Consider the following 15,305-nt stretch of genomic DNA (forward strand, 5'->3'; position numbering starts at 1 on the left):
GCTCCCAAGGTCCTTGGCGCTCGACGTGTCTCGGCCGGTGCGGTCGCGGTCAGCTCTTGCGGGCCACGCCCGCGTACAGCGACGACTGCGCGTTGGTGACCAGCGAGGGGCCCTCGCCCGCCTCCGGGCGCCACTGGTGGGCGACCTCCACGCCGGGCTCCACGAGCTCCAGACCGTTGAAGAACCGTTCCACCTCGGACTTGGTGCGGACCTGAAGCGGGGTGCCGCCCTGGGTGTAGATGTCCGTGATCGTCGCCCAGGCGTCGGGGTCGAAGTCCGGGGTGCAGTGCGACAGGGCCAGGTACGAGCCTGGCGCGAGCCGGCCGACCAGGGCCTCCACCACGCCGTACGCGTCCCGCGCGTCGGGCACGAAGTGCAGCACCGCGTTGAGGCTCAGGCCGATCGGCTCCGAGAAGTCCACGCACTGGGCCGCCTCCACCGCGGCGAGCAGCGCCGTCGGGTCGGTGACGTCGGCTTCGACGTACTCGGTGGCGCCCTCGGGCGAACTGCTCAGCAGGTTGTCGGCGTAGACCAGCACGATCGGGTCGTTGTCCGCGTAGACGATCCGGGCCTGCGGGACCTCGCGCTGCACGACCTCGTGCAGGTTCGGCTGGGTGGGTATGCCGGTGCCGATGTCGAGGAACTGGCGTATGCCGCGCTCGCGGGCGAGGAACCGGGCCGAGCGGTGCACGAAGGAGCGGTTGACCCGGGCGACGGTCCTGATCGAGGGGAACCGGCGGATCACGTCCTCGGCGGCGGTCCGGTCCACCGCGTAGTTGGTCTTGCCGCCCAGGTAGTAGTCGTACATCCGCGCGCTGTGCGGGAGGTCCTGCCGTAACCGGTCGGAAAGGTCGGTCTCCTCGGCGAATGTCGCTTCTTCCTCGGCCACGCGCGGCCCCCATCCTTCGTTTCGCTACCACTCTCATCGGGCCGGGCGGCCCTGCCGACGTCGTCGCCGGCCCGTCGAGCCCCTTGCGGCTCCGTGGCACCGGTCCTACCCGGTGCCACCCTGTCCTATCCGGTGGCGGACCCCTCGCGCCACCCCTGAACGGGGGCGGAGGGGCCGCCGTCACGCTGCCGCCGCCTCCTCCAGCGCGAGCAGCAGCCGCTTGGCGTCGGCGCCGCCGGCGTACTGCCCGGGGGAGCCGTCGGAGCGCACCACGCGATGGCAGGGCACCACGACCGGCAGCGGGTTGGTGGCACACGCGGTACCGACCGCGCGCACCGCCCGAGGGCTGCCGGACGCGGCCGCCACCTGCGCGTAGCTCTCGGTGCGACCGTAGCCGATGGTGGGCAGCAGGCTCAGCACTTCGCGCCGGTAGCCCTTCGAAAGCCGCCAGTCCAGCGGCAGTTCGAACGTCCTTCGGTGCCCGGCGAAGTACTCGTCGAGCTGCCTCGCCGCCTCGTCCAGCCGCCCGGGCGCGCGCAGCACGCGCGGGCTGACCCGGTCGGCGAGTTGCTGGAGCACCGCGGCGTGGTCCTGCACCGCGTACGCGATCCGCACCACGCCCTCGTCGGTGGCGGCGAGCAGCAGGGTGCCCGCCGGGGTGTCCAGGGTCCGGTAGGCGACGTCCAGCACGCCCGCGCGGACCGCGCGTTCGGCCAGCCGCGCGTGCAGCCGCGCCATCGCCTCGGTGTCGTGCTCGGGCAGCCCGGCGAACGGGTCCCGCCCGGCCGGTTCGGTGGCAGTCATGGTCATCGTCCTTTCGCTCCCGTCTCGTTGTCGGCGGCCGTGCTTCCACGACCGCCCGTGCCTGTGCTCGTGTCCGTCCCGGTGCTGGTCCCGGTCCCGGTGCGGGTACGGGTGTCCGTTTCCGGATCGGGGTCGGGGTCGGGATGTGCCGGGTAGGTGCGGCGCAGCGTCCGCATGCCGTCGGCGGCGGCCCGGCGTGCCGCGTCGGTGCTGCCGCCCGTCACGGCGGCGATCTCCTTGTAGGGCAGCCCGGCGAGGTAGTGGTACGCCACCGCGTGCCGCTGCCGCTCGGGCAGCGCCTTCAGGGCGCGCCACAGATCGGGGTCCCAGTCCTCGGGCCGGCCGGCGGCGCTCGGCCGCTCGGGCAGCACACCGGCCGGTACGGGCCGGCGTGCGTTGGCGCGCGTCACGTCGATCGCCTTGCGGTGCGCGACGGTCACCAGCCACGCGGCCACGTTCGCGTCCCCGGGCAGCTCCGGATACGCCCGCAGCGCCGCGAGGAACGTCTCCGACCAGGCGTCCTCCGCGTCGTGCGGGCCCAGGACGGCACGGACGACCCGGAGCACCACCGGCCCGTGCTCGGTCACGATCTGTTCGAACGGTGGCTTGCTCACACCCTGTCAACGCTCCGGGCGGTCGGAACGTGAGCCCGCCGGCCGGGGAAAGTGCGGCCGGCCCGCGCCGGGTGGCCGTCGCCGGCGTCGCCGGGCACCACGGCCCCGCCGTTCAGAACAGCCGCGCCTCCTTCTCCTCGGCGGGTTCCTCCAGGTCCAGCAGGAACCGCTTGCGCTCCAGCCCGCCGGCGTACCCGGTGAGCTTCCCGCCCGCGCCCACCACGCGGTGGCACGCCACCACCAGCGACAGCGGGTTCGCGCCGACCGCGCCGCCGACCGCCTGCGCCAGCTGCCGGTCGCCCAGGTCGGCGGCGAGTTCCCCGTAGGTACGGGTGCGGCCGTAGGGGATCGCCGCGATGAGGTCCCAGACCCTGCGGTGGAAGTCGTCGCCCTTGGGCGCCAGCGGCAGCGCGAACTCCCGCCGCTCGCCCGCGAAGTACTCCTCGATCTGCTGCCGGGCCGCGTCGAACCCGCTGCCGTCGCGCGCGCCGAACTCCTCGGGCTTCGGCCGCCCCCGGTGCCGGTGCGCGAAGTACAGCCCGCTGAGCGCGCCGTCCTCGGCCACCAGCACCAGTTCCCCGACCGGGGAGTCGACCACGGTGTGCGTCCTCATCGCCGCTCTCCTCCACGTCTCCTGGCGGCCCTCGGTGCGGACCGCCGACACACCGTAGACGCGGCGGGGGCCCGGAACGTGAGATCCGGGCCCCCGGGAACCGCTTGAGCTGCGTGAAGTGCCTGAACCCTTCGAGCCGTCCGCTCAGACCGCGGTGGGCTTGGACGACGGCTGGAGGGCCACGGCCGCCTCCGCGGTGTGCACCAGGAACGTCAGCGACTCCTGGAAGTACAGGTCGACGGTGGTGGCGGTGTGGCCGAGGTAGCCGATCGACACGTCCTGGCCGAGCCGCAGCTCGAAGTCGCCGCCGCGGGTGGCGAGCAGGAACGCCCCGTCGATCGCCGGCGCCCACACGATCTCGCCGTCCAGCAGCCGCGCGAGGTGCTGGTGGATCGGGTAGCCGTGGTCGGAGGTCTCGCTGACCGCGGTGTACGCGTCGGCGCTCAGCGCCAGCGTGTACGCGCCGTCGACACCGGCCAGCCGCAGCGTGGTGACGGCGTGGCTGATCGCGTCCGGGTACTCCCGCACGTCCGCGGGCAGCGTCAGCTCGGGGTTGGACGAGGCCGCCCGGATGCCGGTGATGCCCGCGGCGGAGTACCCCTCGAAGATCGCCCGGTCCTCGGCGTAGGCGAGCTGCTTGGCCGCGTCCTTGACCGGCTGCCAGTCCGCGTCCTTGGCGCCGCGCGCGACGTCGTCGACCTGGCCGCGGTCCACGGTGAACGGCACCCGCAGCTCCACCACGGGCTGCGAGCGGCGGGTGCGCGCGGTCACGCCGTGCCCGGGCGCGGCGATCTCGTCCAGGTGCCCGGTCGCCACCGCGGACAGTTCGAGGCCGCCGGGCTCGGGCACGTCCACGATGCGGCGGGCCGCGACGTTGCGGGCGAAGGTGCGCCGGGCCTCGGCCTCCAGGTCGGCCCACGCGGCGTCGGAGATGGGGGCGAGTTCGCGGTGCAGGTTGTTCACGAGGGCGTGCTCCTTTTCAGGTTGCCGATGCCGAGGCTGCCGTCGGCGGCGGACCGTGCGGGGGCGGATGCCGGCGCGGGTTCCGGTACGGGCGCCTGCGCGGGTACGGACGGGGGGCCGGACGCCTGCTGCGCGGCGGACCCGACCGTGGACCCGGCCGCGGACCCGACTGCGGACCCGACCGTGGCCCCGGCCGCGGTCCCGCTCCCCGGGGCGTCCGGCAGGTCGTCGAGGAAGTCCGCGGACGGCACGTAGAAGAGGGTGCCGGTGACGGCGGTGGAGAAGTCGAGGATGCGGTCGTGGGAGGCGGCCGAGGTGCCCAGGAACATGTTCCGCAGCATCTGCTCGGTCACGTCGGGGGTGCGGGCGTAGCCGATGAAGTACGTGCCGAACTCCCCGCGGCCCGGGCTGCCGAACGGCATGTTGTCCCGCAGGATGTCCTGCTCCTCGCCGTCCGGGCCGGTGACGGTGTTCAGGGCGACGTGCGAGTCGTCCTCGTCCAGTTCGACGTTGGTCGCCTTCGTCCGGCCGATGATGCGCTCCTGCGCCTCGACCGGGAGCGCGTTCCAGCCGTCCAGGTCGTGCAGGTACTTCTGCACGATCACATAGCTGCCGCCCGCGTGCCGCGGGTCCTCCGCGCCGATCAGCACCGCCTCGCGCGCCGCCGGGCCGACCGGGTTCTCGGTGCCGTCCACGAAGCCCAGCAGGTCGCGTACGTCCAGGTACTTGAAGCCCTGCACCTCGTCCCGTACGACCACCGAGCCGCGCAGCCGGTCCATGATCTGGGCGGCCAGCCCGAAGCACAGGTCGAGGCGGGTGGCCCGCAGGTGGAACAGCAGGTCGCCCGGGGTGGCCACCGCGCGGTGCCGCGGGCCCTCCAGCGGGGTGAACGGGTGCAGGCCCGCGGGCCGCGGGTAGTCGAACAGGCGGTCCCACACCGCCGACCCGACCCCGGCGACGCAGCTCAGCTTGCCGTCGGGCGCGCCGAACCCGATGGCGCGGGTCAACCCGGCGAGGTCCGCGAGCAGTTCGCGCGCGGTCTGCTCGCCGCCGTCCTCGACCGTCACCACGAGGAAGATCGCGGCGGACGTGAGCGGGCTCAGTACGGGCTGCGGTTCCGGCTCGGTGGCCAATCCAACTCTCCCCTGTGCGGGCGGCGTCCGGTGAATCACCTGGACCCTACTGCCCAGGACCCCCGCTCACCGGGAGTGCCCGGGCGTGTCCCCCGCGGCCGGTGCGTTCTGCCGGCCGAGGGGCCACCGGCGGGTGGCGGGCTCCCGGTGAGCGCCTCCGTGCCCTGGATTCTGGGCTTCTTCCGCGAAAAGCGGGCCGCAAACCAGCCGTGAACCAAGGGGCGCGACCAGTGAGGGGCTAACGTGCGGACCATGACGTTCCGAGACCTGCACCGCGGCCCGCGGCCCCTGGTCCTGCCCAACGCCTGGGACGTGCCGTCGGCGCTGGCCTTCGCCGACGCAGGCTTCGAGGCGATCGGCACCACCAGCTTCGGGGTGGCGTCCGCGCTCGGCCGGCCCGACGGCGGCCGCGCCACGAAGGACGCGAACCTCGCGCTGGCCCGCGCGTTGAGCGGGCTGCCCGCCCACCTCAGCATGGACGTCGAGGACGGCTACAGCGACGACCCCGCCGAGGTCGCGGAGTACGTCGCGCGGCTCGAAGCGGCGGGGGCGAACCTGGCGGGGGTGAACCTGGAGGACAGCACCGCCGAACGGCTGGTCGCGCCGCAGGCGCACGCCGCGAAGGTCGCCGCCGTCAAAGACCGCTGCCCCGACCTGTTCGTCAACGCCCGGGTGGACACGTACTGGCTCGGCACCGAGGCGGAGATCCCCGCCACGCTGGAGCGCGCCGCGGCCTACGTCCGGGCGGGCGCCGACGGCGTGTTCGTGCCGGGCGCCACCGACCCGGAGGTGCTGCGCGAGCTGGCCGCGGGCATCCCGGTCCCGCTCAACGTGCTGGTGGTGCCCGACCTCACCCTGGACGACCTGGCCGGCCTCGGGGTCCGCCGGGTCAGCACGGGCTCGCTGCCCTACCGCGCCGCCGTGCACGCGGCGACCGCCGTGGCCGCCGCCGTCCGCGACGGCCGCACCGACCTGCCGGGCGCGACCCCGTACAAGGAACTGCAGGCCCGGCTGGTCGGCTACGAGCGCACCGGCGGCCGTTGAGCGGGGGGTGCTCCCCTCACGGCCGGGTCGACCGGGGCCGTTCAGGGGCTGTCCGGGCCGATCAGGGGCCGTTCTCCGGCCAGTCGAGCAGGCGCGCGCCGATGACGGCGGTCTGGAGCGCGTAGCGGTGGCGCGGGTCGGCCGGGTCCGAGCCGGTCAGCGCGCGGACGCGCTGTAGCCGGTAGGTCAGCGCCCGGACGCTCAGCGACAGCCGCCGGGCAGCCTCGGCGGTCACGCACCCGGCGTCGAAGTACACCGCGAGGGTGCGCAGGAGCGGTCGGGCGCCGCCGCGCGCCTGTTCCAGCGGGCCGAGCATGGTCTGCACGAGGTCGGTGAGGGCCTGCCGGTCGCGGGTCAGCACCGGGAAGACCAGCAGGTCGACGGCGTGCAGGACGGGCTCCTCGAACGCCATCCGGTCGGCCACCGACAGCACGCCCAGCGCCTCGCGGTAGGAGTGCCCGCACCCCGCGGCGCCCTGCCGCGCGCGGCCGATCGCGACCCGGACCGCACCCGCGGCGACCGCGCGTTCGGCGAAGTGGGCCGGCACGTCGTCCTGCCCGCCCGGTGTCACGCACACCAGCGCGCCGTCCACCGCGGCGAGCAGCACCCCGCGGCTGCCGAACCGGCTGAGCGTGTCGGTGCTGACCTTCCGCGTCACCGCGTGCGTGTCGTCGTACGGTTCGGGGCCGACCGCCACCGCGACGCTGTGCGCGTGCGACAGTTGCAGGCCGAAGCGCTCGGCGTCCACGGCCAGCGCCTCCGGGTCGAAGGTGCCGGACAGCAGGCCGCCGATGAACGCCCGCCGGGCCGTGTCATGGGTGTGCGCGGCCGCGCGCTGGGCCCGCTGGTAGCCGTCGGCGAACGCGTCGAGCGCCTGTCCGACGGTGGCCAGCACGCCGTCGAGGTCCGCGGCCGAGCGCGGCCGTACGACCCGCCCGGCCGCGAGGTGTTCGCGCAGGATCTGCCGCCAGTCGTAGCCCGCCTCGGCCGCCCGCGCACCCATCGCCCGGTGGCTGCTGAGTTCCTCCCGGGTGAGTCGGCGTCCGGTGGCCGATGCCTTGAGCAGCACCTCGGCATAGCCGGTGAGGAAGGTCTGCGGCAGGTTGTCCACGGTCATGGTGCCCCCGATCGTCGCCGGTGCCGGTGGGAGTTGGTGCGCGGGGCCGCCGGTCACGGCGGCGGATGGGCGGGTGTGGTGCGCGGTGTGCGGGCCTCGGGTCAGCTCTTCGCGGGAGCGGCCTCCGGCCCTATCTCCGGGCCGATTTCGGGCCCGAGTTCGGCTTCGAGGTCGGACCCGAGATCCGGTTCGGGGCCGGCGCCGGCCTCGCTGCCGGACGTGGCATCGGGCGCCGCATCGTGCGTGGCATCGGGCGCCGCGTCACCGGTGGGCGCGGGCGCGGCCTCGGACGGGCCGGCCGATGCGGGCTGCGCGGCGGGCGCGAACCGGCGCGGCAGATGGGCGGTGACGCGGCGGGCCAGGGGCTCGGTGAAGCGGGCGCTGAGCGGGCCGAGGACGACCAGGATCAGCACGTAGGCGGTGGCGAGGGGGCCGATGCGCGGCTCCTTGGCGACCGCGAGCCCGGCGATCACGATGGAGAACTCGCCGCGGGCCACCAGGGTGCCGCCGGCCCGCCATCGTCCCGGGGTCTTGATGCCGGCCCGGCGGGCGGCGAACCAGCCGGTGCCGACCTTGGTCATGGCGGTCACGAGCGCGAGGATCAGCGCGGGCACGAGCACCGGCGGGATGTCGGCGGGGACCGTGGACAGTCCGAAGAAGACGAAGAACACCGCGGCGAACAGGTCGCGCAGCGGGGTGAGGATGTTGCTCGCGCCCTCGGCGACGTCACCCGACAGCGCGATGCCGACCAGGAACGCGCCGACGGCCGCGGAGACCTGGAGGCGTTCGGCGACACCCGCCACCAGCAGGGTCAGGCCGAGCACGACGAGCAGCAGCATCTCGGGGTTGTCCGAGGAGACCGCCCGGCTGATCAAGCGGCCGTGCCGCAGCGCCAGGTAGAGGACCGCGCCGACCGTGCCCAGCGAGATCAGCAGGGTGACGGTGCCGCCGGCCAGACCGGCGCCGGCCAGCAGCGCGGTGAGGATCGGCAGGTAGAGCGCCATCGCCAGGTCCTCGATCACCAACACGCCCAGGATGACCGGGGTTTCCCGGTTGCCGAGCCGGCGCAGGTCGCGCATCACCTTCGCGATGACGCCCGAGGAGGAGATCCAGGTGACACCGGCCAGCGCCACCGCGGCGACCGGGCCCCAGCCCAGCAGCAGCGCGGCGACCGCGCCGGGTACCGCGTTGAGCACGAAGTCCACCGCGCCGGAGGGGTACTGGGTCCTGAGACTGGTGACCAGCTCCGACGCGCTGTACTCCAGGCCCAGCAGGAGAAGCAGCAGGACCACGCCGATCTCCGCGCCGGTGGCGACGAAGTCCTCGCTCGCGTCCAGCGGGAGGATGCCGCCCTGGCCGAAGGCGAGCCCGGCGAGCAGGTAGAGGGGGATCGGGGAGAAACCCACCCGGCCGGCGAACCGGCCGAGCAGGCCCAGGGCGAGGATGATCGCCCCGAGTTCGACGAGCATGGACGTCGTGTTGTGCACGGGCGGCTATCCTCCGGTGATGAGTTCGGCGACGGCGTCCACGCCCTCGCGAGTGCCGACGACGACGAGCGTGTCCCCGAGCGCGAAACGGAAGTCGGGGGCCGGCGACGGATGCGCCGAGGTCCGCCGCAGCACCGCGACGATCGAGGCGCCGGTGCGGGTACGTGCCTGGGTGGCGCCGAGCGTGCGGCCGGCGTACGGCGACCGGCTGTCGATCTCGATCCGCTCGGTGACCAGGTCGATGCCGACCTGCGCGCGGCGCAGCTTCGCCACCGGGTCCGGCAGCAGCAGCCGGGCCAGCGCCCCGGCCTCGGCCTCGGTCAGCGGGACCGCGTCGGTGCACGCGTCGTCGTCCTGCGGGTCGCGCAGCGCGAGCACGCGCCGCCCGTCCTGGTGTACGACGACCGACAGGTGCCCGCCGGCGTCGGTGTCGAGGTCGTAGCGGCTGCCGACACCGGGCAGCGGGGTCTTGCGAACGTGAGCCGACAGGCCCATGGCGTGCTCCAAGGGGCGTACGGGGGTGGGGGACGGAATCCTGCTGGTGCGTGTGTGCGTGCGGAGAGGTGCGCGGGGCGTGCTTTTCGCACCGGCCCGGCCGCCTGGCGGCGGCCGGGCACGACGCGCCAGGCCACGGTCCCGGGTCGTGCGAACCCGCCACGGACGGCGGAGACGCCACGTGGGGGACAGGGTGCGGGGCGCCGGGTCCGGCGGAGGAACCGCGCGGACCTCAGGCGCCGATATCGGGAACCCGGTCGCGTGGCGCGCACCCGGCGGGCATCGCCCATGCGCTGCCCGCCGGTCCACCCCGCAGAACGCCGGGAACGACGGGTGGGCACGCGGTGGTCGCTTCGTACCGCACCATGCCGCCATCCCTCCCGCTCACCTGCCCGTTGGTATTGGTCAGGTAAAGAATTGTACCGTATGAGGTAATGGGCGAAATCAGGGGGTCGTGGTCCTTACCTGCCCATTCCGCCCGCGGACTCCTGCCCTGAGCGCGCCGAGCGCCGGTACGGCCGCGGTCGCCAGGAAGCAGACCGGCAGCGGGGCCGTCGCCACCAGGACGGCGGCGAGCGCGCCGCCCGCCGACGAACCGGCGTTCACCGCCGAGTTGACCCAGCCGGTGGCCCGGGTCGCGGTGCCGTCAGGGGCCAGCCGGGCCGCCGCCAGGTAGGCCGTGGACAAGGCGGGCGCCATCAGCGTGCCCGTCGCCGCGACGCACACCGCGAGCAGCGGCAGCACGCCCGAGGCGGCCGCGTCCACGGCGAGCAGCGCGGCCAGCGCCGCCAGCAGCGGCGACAGCCTTCCCGCGGCCGAGCGCCGCCACGTCATCCGCCCGTGCAGCAGCCCCCCGATCGCGCTGCCCGCGGACTGGCCGGCCAGCACCCACCCGACCGCGCCCGGGTGGTGCGCCCGGTCCGCGCACGCGATGACATACAGGTCGATGCCGCCCAGGCACGCGCCCACGGCCAGCGCCGCGCCGGCCGCCCGCCGTACGCCCGCACCCTCCGCGGACAGCAGCCGCAGCCGGCTCCGCACCTTGCCCTTCCGCCCCTGCGGCGCACCGGGGTCCGGCGCCGCCGTCAGCCGCGCCGCAGGGGAGGCCGCCAGCGCGCACGAGCCCGCCGCGATCAGCAGGCCCGACAGAGCCAGCGCCGGCACCGGGTGCATCGCCACCGCGATCAGCGGGCCGACCAGGAAGAGCAGTTCCTCCGCGACGGTGTCGAGGCTGAACGCCCTTTGCAGCAAAGCCTCGTCGGGCGCCAGCGCGCCCCACACCGCGCGCATCGTCGGCCCGATCGGAGGGCAGAGCGAGCCCGCGGCCGCCGCGAGCAGCGCGAGCACGGCCGTACCCGGGCGGCCCGCCGCCCCCGAGTACGGGCCCGCGCACCACGCCAGGGCGAGGAGCGCCGTCGCGAACGGCAGGGCCAGCGAGGGCAGGGCGCGGCGGGCGCCCCAGCGGTCCACGAGGTCGGCGCGTGCCGGGCCCAGCACGACCGACACCGTCCCGAACACCGTCGACAGCAGCCCGCCGGCCGCCAACGAGCCGGCGGCCGCGGTCAGTGAGAGCACGAGGGCGAGACCGAGCACCCCGTACCCGAACCGGCCCGCCAGCGCGGCGCCGAACGTGACACGGGCATGGGGCAGGCGAAACACGGCGGCGTAGGACGCCGCCGGATCTGGCGAAGACATGGGTATCCCCTGGAATACGCAGTGGCATGGGCCGTCTCGCGCACCTCACCCGTCAACTCACCGACGGGCGGCGCGCACCCAGCGCCCTACGCACAGAGGAAGAACATCCCCCGAACCTACCATTCGCGCGGCCACGGAGGGCCTCAGCCGGCAGGGGCGCGGGGAACCGCGCCACCAGCGCCGCCACCGAGGGGCGGTCCCGGGACGGGGGCGGGGAACCCCGGGGGTCAGGGGCGCCGCAAAGCCGCCGGCGCGGCGAGGAGCAGCGCGAGGAACGCGAGGAGCGTGGTCGCTGTCCACCCGGAGAGGTGGTAGGCGGAAGCCCCGAGCGTCCCCCCGAGACTGTTCCCGATGTAGTACGCCGTGAGGTAGAGCGCCGACGCCTGCGCCCGCCCGGTCAGAGCCGTACGGCTCACCGCGCCGGACGCGACCGCGTGCCCGATGAAGAACCCCCCGGTGATGAGGACGAGCCCGGCCAGCACGGCCCACAGCGGCCGCGCCCACGTCACGGCGAGCCCGCCCCCGCACAGCGCGAGCGCCACCGCGAAGGCACCGCGCCGCCCCACCCGCGCGGTGAGCGCCCCGGACGCGGCGGACGTACCCGTCCCGACCAGGTAGACCAGGAAGACCGCACCGATCGCGGACTGCGACAGCCCGTACGGGGCGGCGGTGAGCCGGTACCCGAGCACCGTGTACACCGCCCCGAACACGGCCATGAACAGCATCCCCACCGCGTACAGGCGGCGCAGCCGGGCGTCGCGCAGGTGACCGGTGACCGTACGGCCCAGCGCGGCCGGGGAGATCGACCCGGGGCTGAAGTGGCGTGCGGGCGGGGCGAGCAGGCGGAAGGCGACGGCGCAGACCAGCGCGGTGGCGCCGACCGCGAACAGCGCCGTACGCCACCCGTACGCCTGGGCGAGCGCGCCCCCGGCCACCCGGCTGCTCATGCCGCCGATGGAGTTCCCGGCGACGTACAGGCCGATCGCGGAGGGCACGGCGGAGGGGTGCACCTCCTCGGCGAGGTACGCCATCGCGGTGGCGGGCAGCCCGGCGAGCGCGACGCCCTGGAGGGCGCGCAGGGCGACCAGCACCGCGAGGTTCGGCGCGAAGGGCACCGCGAGGGCGAGCAGGGACGCGGTGAACACCGACACCGTCATCACCCGGGTCCGCCCGTACTTCTCGCTGAGCGCGCTCGCCGGCAGCAAGGTGAGCGCGAGGGCGCCGGTGCTCGCCGAGACGGTCAGGCTCGCCTGGGCGGGGGACAGCCGCAGCCCCGCGGAGAGCGCGGGCAGCAGCGCCTGGGTGGAGTACAGCAGCGCGAACGTGGCCAGGCCGGCCGCGAACAGGGCGAGGTTGGCGCGGCGGTAGGCGGGGGTGCCGGCGCGGAGCCGGTCGTCGGCCGGGTCGGCCGAGTCGGCCGGGGCCGTGTGCACGGGCGCTCCGGCGCCGGTGGGCCGAGCGGCCGTGCCCGCGCCGGGTACGGCCGCTCCCGTATCTGCGGGGTCCATGACAGCGACGCTAGGGGCCCCGGTTCGCATGCGTCCAATGCATGGAAGGGGCAGAATCGATCCGTCACAGCATCAGCGCAGTACGGAGGGGAGTTCCGTGGGCGGCGACGACGAGGAAGAAGGCGCGGGCACGGCGGCGGAGCCGGGTGGGGCTTCCACTCCCGCCCCGGCTCCAGTTCCCGCCCCGGCCCCCGCCGAACTGTCCCCTGGCGCCTGGGCCGTACTGCTCGCCCCGCGCCTCGCCCAGTTCGCCGCCGTCGCCCGCGAGGCCCACATGACCCGGGCCGCCGACCACCTCGGCATGCCGCAGTCCACCCTCAGCCGCGCCGTCGCCCGCCTGGAGGCCGACCTCGGGGTGACCCTCTTCGCCCGCCAGGGCCGCACGCTGCGGCTGACCCGCGCGGGCCTGACCTTCCAGCAGGCCGCCGAACGCGCGCTCGCGGAGGTGGAGCGGTCCGCCGAGGAGGTCAGGGTGGACGCCGACCCCGGCAGCGGCCGGGTCGCGTTCGGCTTCCTGCACACCCTCGGCCCCGAGACCGTCCCCGCGCTGCTGCGCGCCTTCCGCGCCGACCACCCGCGGGTCCGCTTCCACCTCGTGCAGACCTACGGCGAGGCCATGCTCGAACGGCTCAGGGCCGGCGCCCTCGACCTGTGCCTGACCTCGCCGCTGCCCGCCGAACCCGGCCTGGTCGTCCGCCGGTTGGACCAGCAGCGGCTGCGGCTGGTGGTGCCGGCCGGGCACCGCCTCGCCCACCGGCGCCGGGTCCACCTCACGGACCTGGCGGCCGAGCCGTTCGTCACCCTGGAGGCGGGGTACGGGCTGCGCCGGATCACCGACGCGCTGTGCGCCGAGGCCGGGTTCGCGCCGCGGATCGCGTTCGAGGGCGAGGAGGCGGAGACGCTGCGCGGGCTGGTCGCGGCCGGCCTCGGCGTGTCGCTGCTGCCGCCGCCCGCGGTGCCCCGCCCCGGCGTCACCGAACTCGACCTCATCGGGCAGCGCGCCGTACGCGAGATCGGCGTGGCGTGGCTGGACGGGCAGCGCGACACCGCGCCGGTCGCGGCGTTCAAGGCGTTCCTGCTCGGCCGCAAGGGCGCGCTGCTGCCGAGGTGACGCCACCCGGGCGAGCCCACCGCTCCGGCGTTCCTGCTGGCCAGGGGCATTGTCAGTGGGCGGGCATAGGGTCCGGACATGAGCGAGGTGCGGGCAGTGGACGGACGACCGGCGGCGCCGGTGACGGTGCGGCTGAGGGAGTGGGAGGAGGGTGACCTGTGGGTGTTGAGACGCACGAACTCGGCGGAGATGACCGAGCATCTCGGTGGCCCGGAGAGCGAGTCGCAGCTGCTCGCTCGCCAGGAGCGCTACCTCCGGCTCGACGGTGACGGCGGCCGGATGTACGTGGTCATGGCGAACATCGGCGCGGACACGGGTGCCGGTCCGGCCGAGGAGGCGGTGGGCTCCATCGGGTTCTGGGGGCGGGTCTGGCAGGAGGAACCGGTCTACGAGACCGGCTGGGGTGTGTTCCCCGAGTTCCAGGGCCACGGCATCGCGGCCGCCGCGGCCAGGGCCGTGGTCGAGCGGGCGGCCACCATCGGCACCCGCCGCCACCTGCACGCGTACCCGTCCGTCGACCACCCGGCGTCCAACGCGGTGTGCCGCCGCGCGGGCTTCACCCTGCTCGGCGAGGTCGGCTTCGAGTACCCCAAGGGGAACCCGATCAGGTGCAACGACTGGCGGATCGAACTGCCGGCGAGCCCCGCGGAGCCGATACCGCGATAGGCGACCGGCTGCCGTGACCGGTGGCCCGCTGCCGTGACAGCCGATCCTCCGCCGTGACCGGTGGTCCGCTGCCGTGACAGCCGACCCTCCGCCCGTGACCGGTGATCCTCCGGCGTGCAGCCGACCCCGCACCCGTCCTGCGGCATGTCGGCGGCACCCGGCGCGGGCCGCCACGGGTAACGTCCTGTCCTGCATGCTCTGCCGGTTCGGCGCTGCCGCTTCGGCGCCGCTTCGATACGGTTTTCCGCCCGCGCGCGGAGAACCCGTGAGGGACGCTGCGGGAGGTTCGCCCTGCTGGTGCTGTGTGTGCTCTTCGCGCTGCTCGGTGCCGCCAGCAACGCGGCCGGCACCGTCTTCCAACGCAAAGCCGCCAGGCGGGTGCCCGCCGAGGACGCGATGCGCTTCCGGCTGCTGGTGGACATGCTGCACCAGTCGGTGTGGCTGCTGGGCATCTGCGGGGTGGCCCTCGCCGCGCTGTTCCAGGCGCTCGCGCTGGTCACCGGCCCGCTCGCGCTGGCCCAACCGGTGTTCGTGCTCGAACTGCCCTTCGCGCTGCTGATCGCCATGCCCGTGCTCCAGCGCACCCTGCCGGGCCGCGGCTGGGTCGCGGTGGGCTGCATGGTGGTCGGGCTGGCCATCGCGCTGGCCTGCGCCGCCCCCGACGGCGGCACCGACCAGGCGTCACTCGCCCGCTGGGTGCCGGCGGTCGCCGGCGTGGGCGGCTTCACCGTGGCCGCGGTCGCCCTCGCCCGGCACCGCAGGGCCGGTCCGGTCCGCGCCGCGCTGCTCGGCGTCGCCGCCGCCGCGGCCAACGCGCTGACCGCCGCGCTGATGAAGTCCGCCGCCAACACCTTCTCCGCACACGGCTTCGGCGCGTTCCTCGCGGCCTGGCAGACCTACGGCTTCGCGCTGTGCGGGATCGCGGCCGTCTTCCTGCTGGAGAACTCCCTCCAGTCCGGGTCCATCGCCGTCTCGCAGCCCGCGCTGACCCTCGGCGACGCGACCCTCAGCCTGGTGCTGGGGCTGACCGTCTACGCCGAACACATCCGCACCGGCTGGTGGTTCCTCCCCGAACTCCTCGGCGTGGCCATGGTCGTGGCCGGCACCGTCTACCTCTCCAAGTCGGTCGGGCTCACCCGCGAGCTGGGCACGAAGTAGCAGGCACG

15 protein-coding genes are annotated in these 15,305 nt (G+C 74.8%); 4 read left to right on the top strand and 11 right to left on the bottom strand.

Annotated elements, in window-relative coordinates:
- Nucleotides 1-49: 49 nt before the first annotated feature.
- The 6 genes from AB0399_RS19300 to AB0399_RS19325 all read right to left on the bottom strand — a co-directional run bounded on the left by AB0399_RS19300 (nt 50) and on the right by AB0399_RS19325 (nt 5,016).
- A complete protein-coding gene (locus AB0399_RS19300) occupies nt 50-889 on the bottom strand; it encodes an SAM-dependent methyltransferase (RefSeq protein ID WP_329372073.1) in 840 nt (279 codons plus the stop codon).
- 180 nt (nt 890-1,069) lie between these two features.
- Nucleotides 1,070-1,693, bottom strand: a complete 624-nt coding sequence (locus AB0399_RS19305) for a methylated-DNA--[protein]-cysteine S-methyltransferase (protein WP_329372074.1) — start codon at nt 1,691-1,693, stop codon at nt 1,070-1,072.
- A gap of 2 nt (nt 1,694-1,695) precedes the next feature.
- Nucleotides 1,696-2,307, bottom strand: coding sequence for a sigma-70 family RNA polymerase sigma factor (locus AB0399_RS19310; RefSeq protein ID WP_366412130.1), 612 nt, complete (start codon nt 2,305-2,307; stop codon nt 1,696-1,698).
- Between the two features lie 112 nt (nt 2,308-2,419).
- Nucleotides 2,420-2,920 (bottom strand): methylated-DNA--[protein]-cysteine S-methyltransferase, encoded by a 501-nt coding sequence (locus AB0399_RS19315; RefSeq protein ID WP_366412131.1) that lies wholly within the window; start codon nt 2,918-2,920, stop codon nt 2,420-2,422.
- 144 nt (nt 2,921-3,064) lie between these two features.
- The gene (locus AB0399_RS19320) at nt 3,065-3,883 is read right to left on the bottom strand and encodes a family 1 encapsulin nanocompartment shell protein (RefSeq protein WP_329372078.1); all 819 of its coding nucleotides are present in this window, start codon (nt 3,881-3,883) and stop codon (nt 3,065-3,067) included.
- The gene (locus AB0399_RS19325) at nt 3,880-5,016 is read right to left on the bottom strand and encodes a Dyp-type peroxidase (RefSeq protein ID WP_366412132.1); all 1,137 of its coding nucleotides are present in this window, start codon (nt 5,014-5,016) and stop codon (nt 3,880-3,882) included. Before AB0399_RS19325 ends, AB0399_RS19320 begins: the two co-directional genes overlap by 4 nt.
- A gap of 252 nt (nt 5,017-5,268) precedes the next feature.
- Here AB0399_RS19325 and AB0399_RS19330 point away from each other — a divergent pair, with 252 nt between their 5' ends.
- A complete protein-coding gene (locus tag AB0399_RS19330; protein ID WP_328460991.1) occupies nt 5,269-6,060 on the top strand; it encodes an isocitrate lyase/phosphoenolpyruvate mutase family protein in 792 nt (263 codons plus the stop codon).
- A gap of 61 nt (nt 6,061-6,121) precedes the next feature.
- On the opposite strand, the gene AB0399_RS19335 is transcribed toward AB0399_RS19330, so the two are convergent.
- The 5 genes from AB0399_RS19335 to AB0399_RS19355 form a co-directional block, all read right to left on the bottom strand.
- A complete protein-coding gene (locus tag AB0399_RS19335) occupies nt 6,122-7,177 on the bottom strand; it encodes a helix-turn-helix domain-containing protein (RefSeq protein ID WP_366412133.1) in 1,056 nt (351 codons plus the stop codon).
- Between the two features lie 101 nt (nt 7,178-7,278).
- Entirely contained in the window at nt 7,279-8,664 is a 1,386-nt protein-coding gene (locus tag AB0399_RS19340; protein ID WP_366412134.1) for a cation:proton antiporter, read from the bottom strand.
- A 6-nt stretch (nt 8,665-8,670) separates the two neighbouring features.
- Nucleotides 8,671-9,159, bottom strand: a complete 489-nt coding sequence (locus tag AB0399_RS19345; protein WP_328460985.1) for a TrkA C-terminal domain-containing protein — start codon at nt 9,157-9,159, stop codon at nt 8,671-8,673.
- A gap of 444 nt (nt 9,160-9,603) precedes the next feature.
- Nucleotides 9,604-10,854, bottom strand: coding sequence for an MFS transporter (locus AB0399_RS19350; RefSeq protein ID WP_366412135.1), 1,251 nt, complete (start codon nt 10,852-10,854; stop codon nt 9,604-9,606).
- A 227-nt stretch (nt 10,855-11,081) separates the two neighbouring features.
- Nucleotides 11,082-12,362 (bottom strand): MFS transporter, encoded by a 1,281-nt coding sequence (locus AB0399_RS19355; protein WP_366412136.1) that lies wholly within the window; start codon nt 12,360-12,362, stop codon nt 11,082-11,084.
- Nucleotides 12,363-12,459: 97 nt separating this feature from the next.
- Here AB0399_RS19355 and AB0399_RS19360 point away from each other — a divergent pair, with 97 nt between their 5' ends.
- The 3 genes from AB0399_RS19360 (at nt 12,460) to AB0399_RS19370 (ending at nt 15,297) form a co-directional block, all read left to right on the top strand.
- Nucleotides 12,460-13,473, top strand: coding sequence for a LysR family transcriptional regulator (locus AB0399_RS19360; protein ID WP_366412137.1), 1,014 nt, complete (start codon nt 12,460-12,462; stop codon nt 13,471-13,473).
- Between the two features lie 78 nt (nt 13,474-13,551).
- A complete protein-coding gene (locus AB0399_RS19365; RefSeq protein ID WP_366412138.1) occupies nt 13,552-14,139 on the top strand; it encodes a GNAT family protein in 588 nt (195 codons plus the stop codon).
- 291 nt (nt 14,140-14,430) lie between these two features.
- Entirely contained in the window at nt 14,431-15,297 is an 867-nt protein-coding gene (locus AB0399_RS19370) for a DMT family transporter (protein WP_329374488.1), read from the top strand.
- Nucleotides 15,298-15,305: the final 8 nt, after the last annotated feature.

The sequence above is a fragment of the Streptomyces sp. NPDC088194 genome (assembly GCF_040702025.1).
In the GTDB taxonomy this organism is placed as follows: Bacteria; Actinomycetota; Actinomycetes; order Streptomycetales; family Streptomycetaceae; genus Actinacidiphila.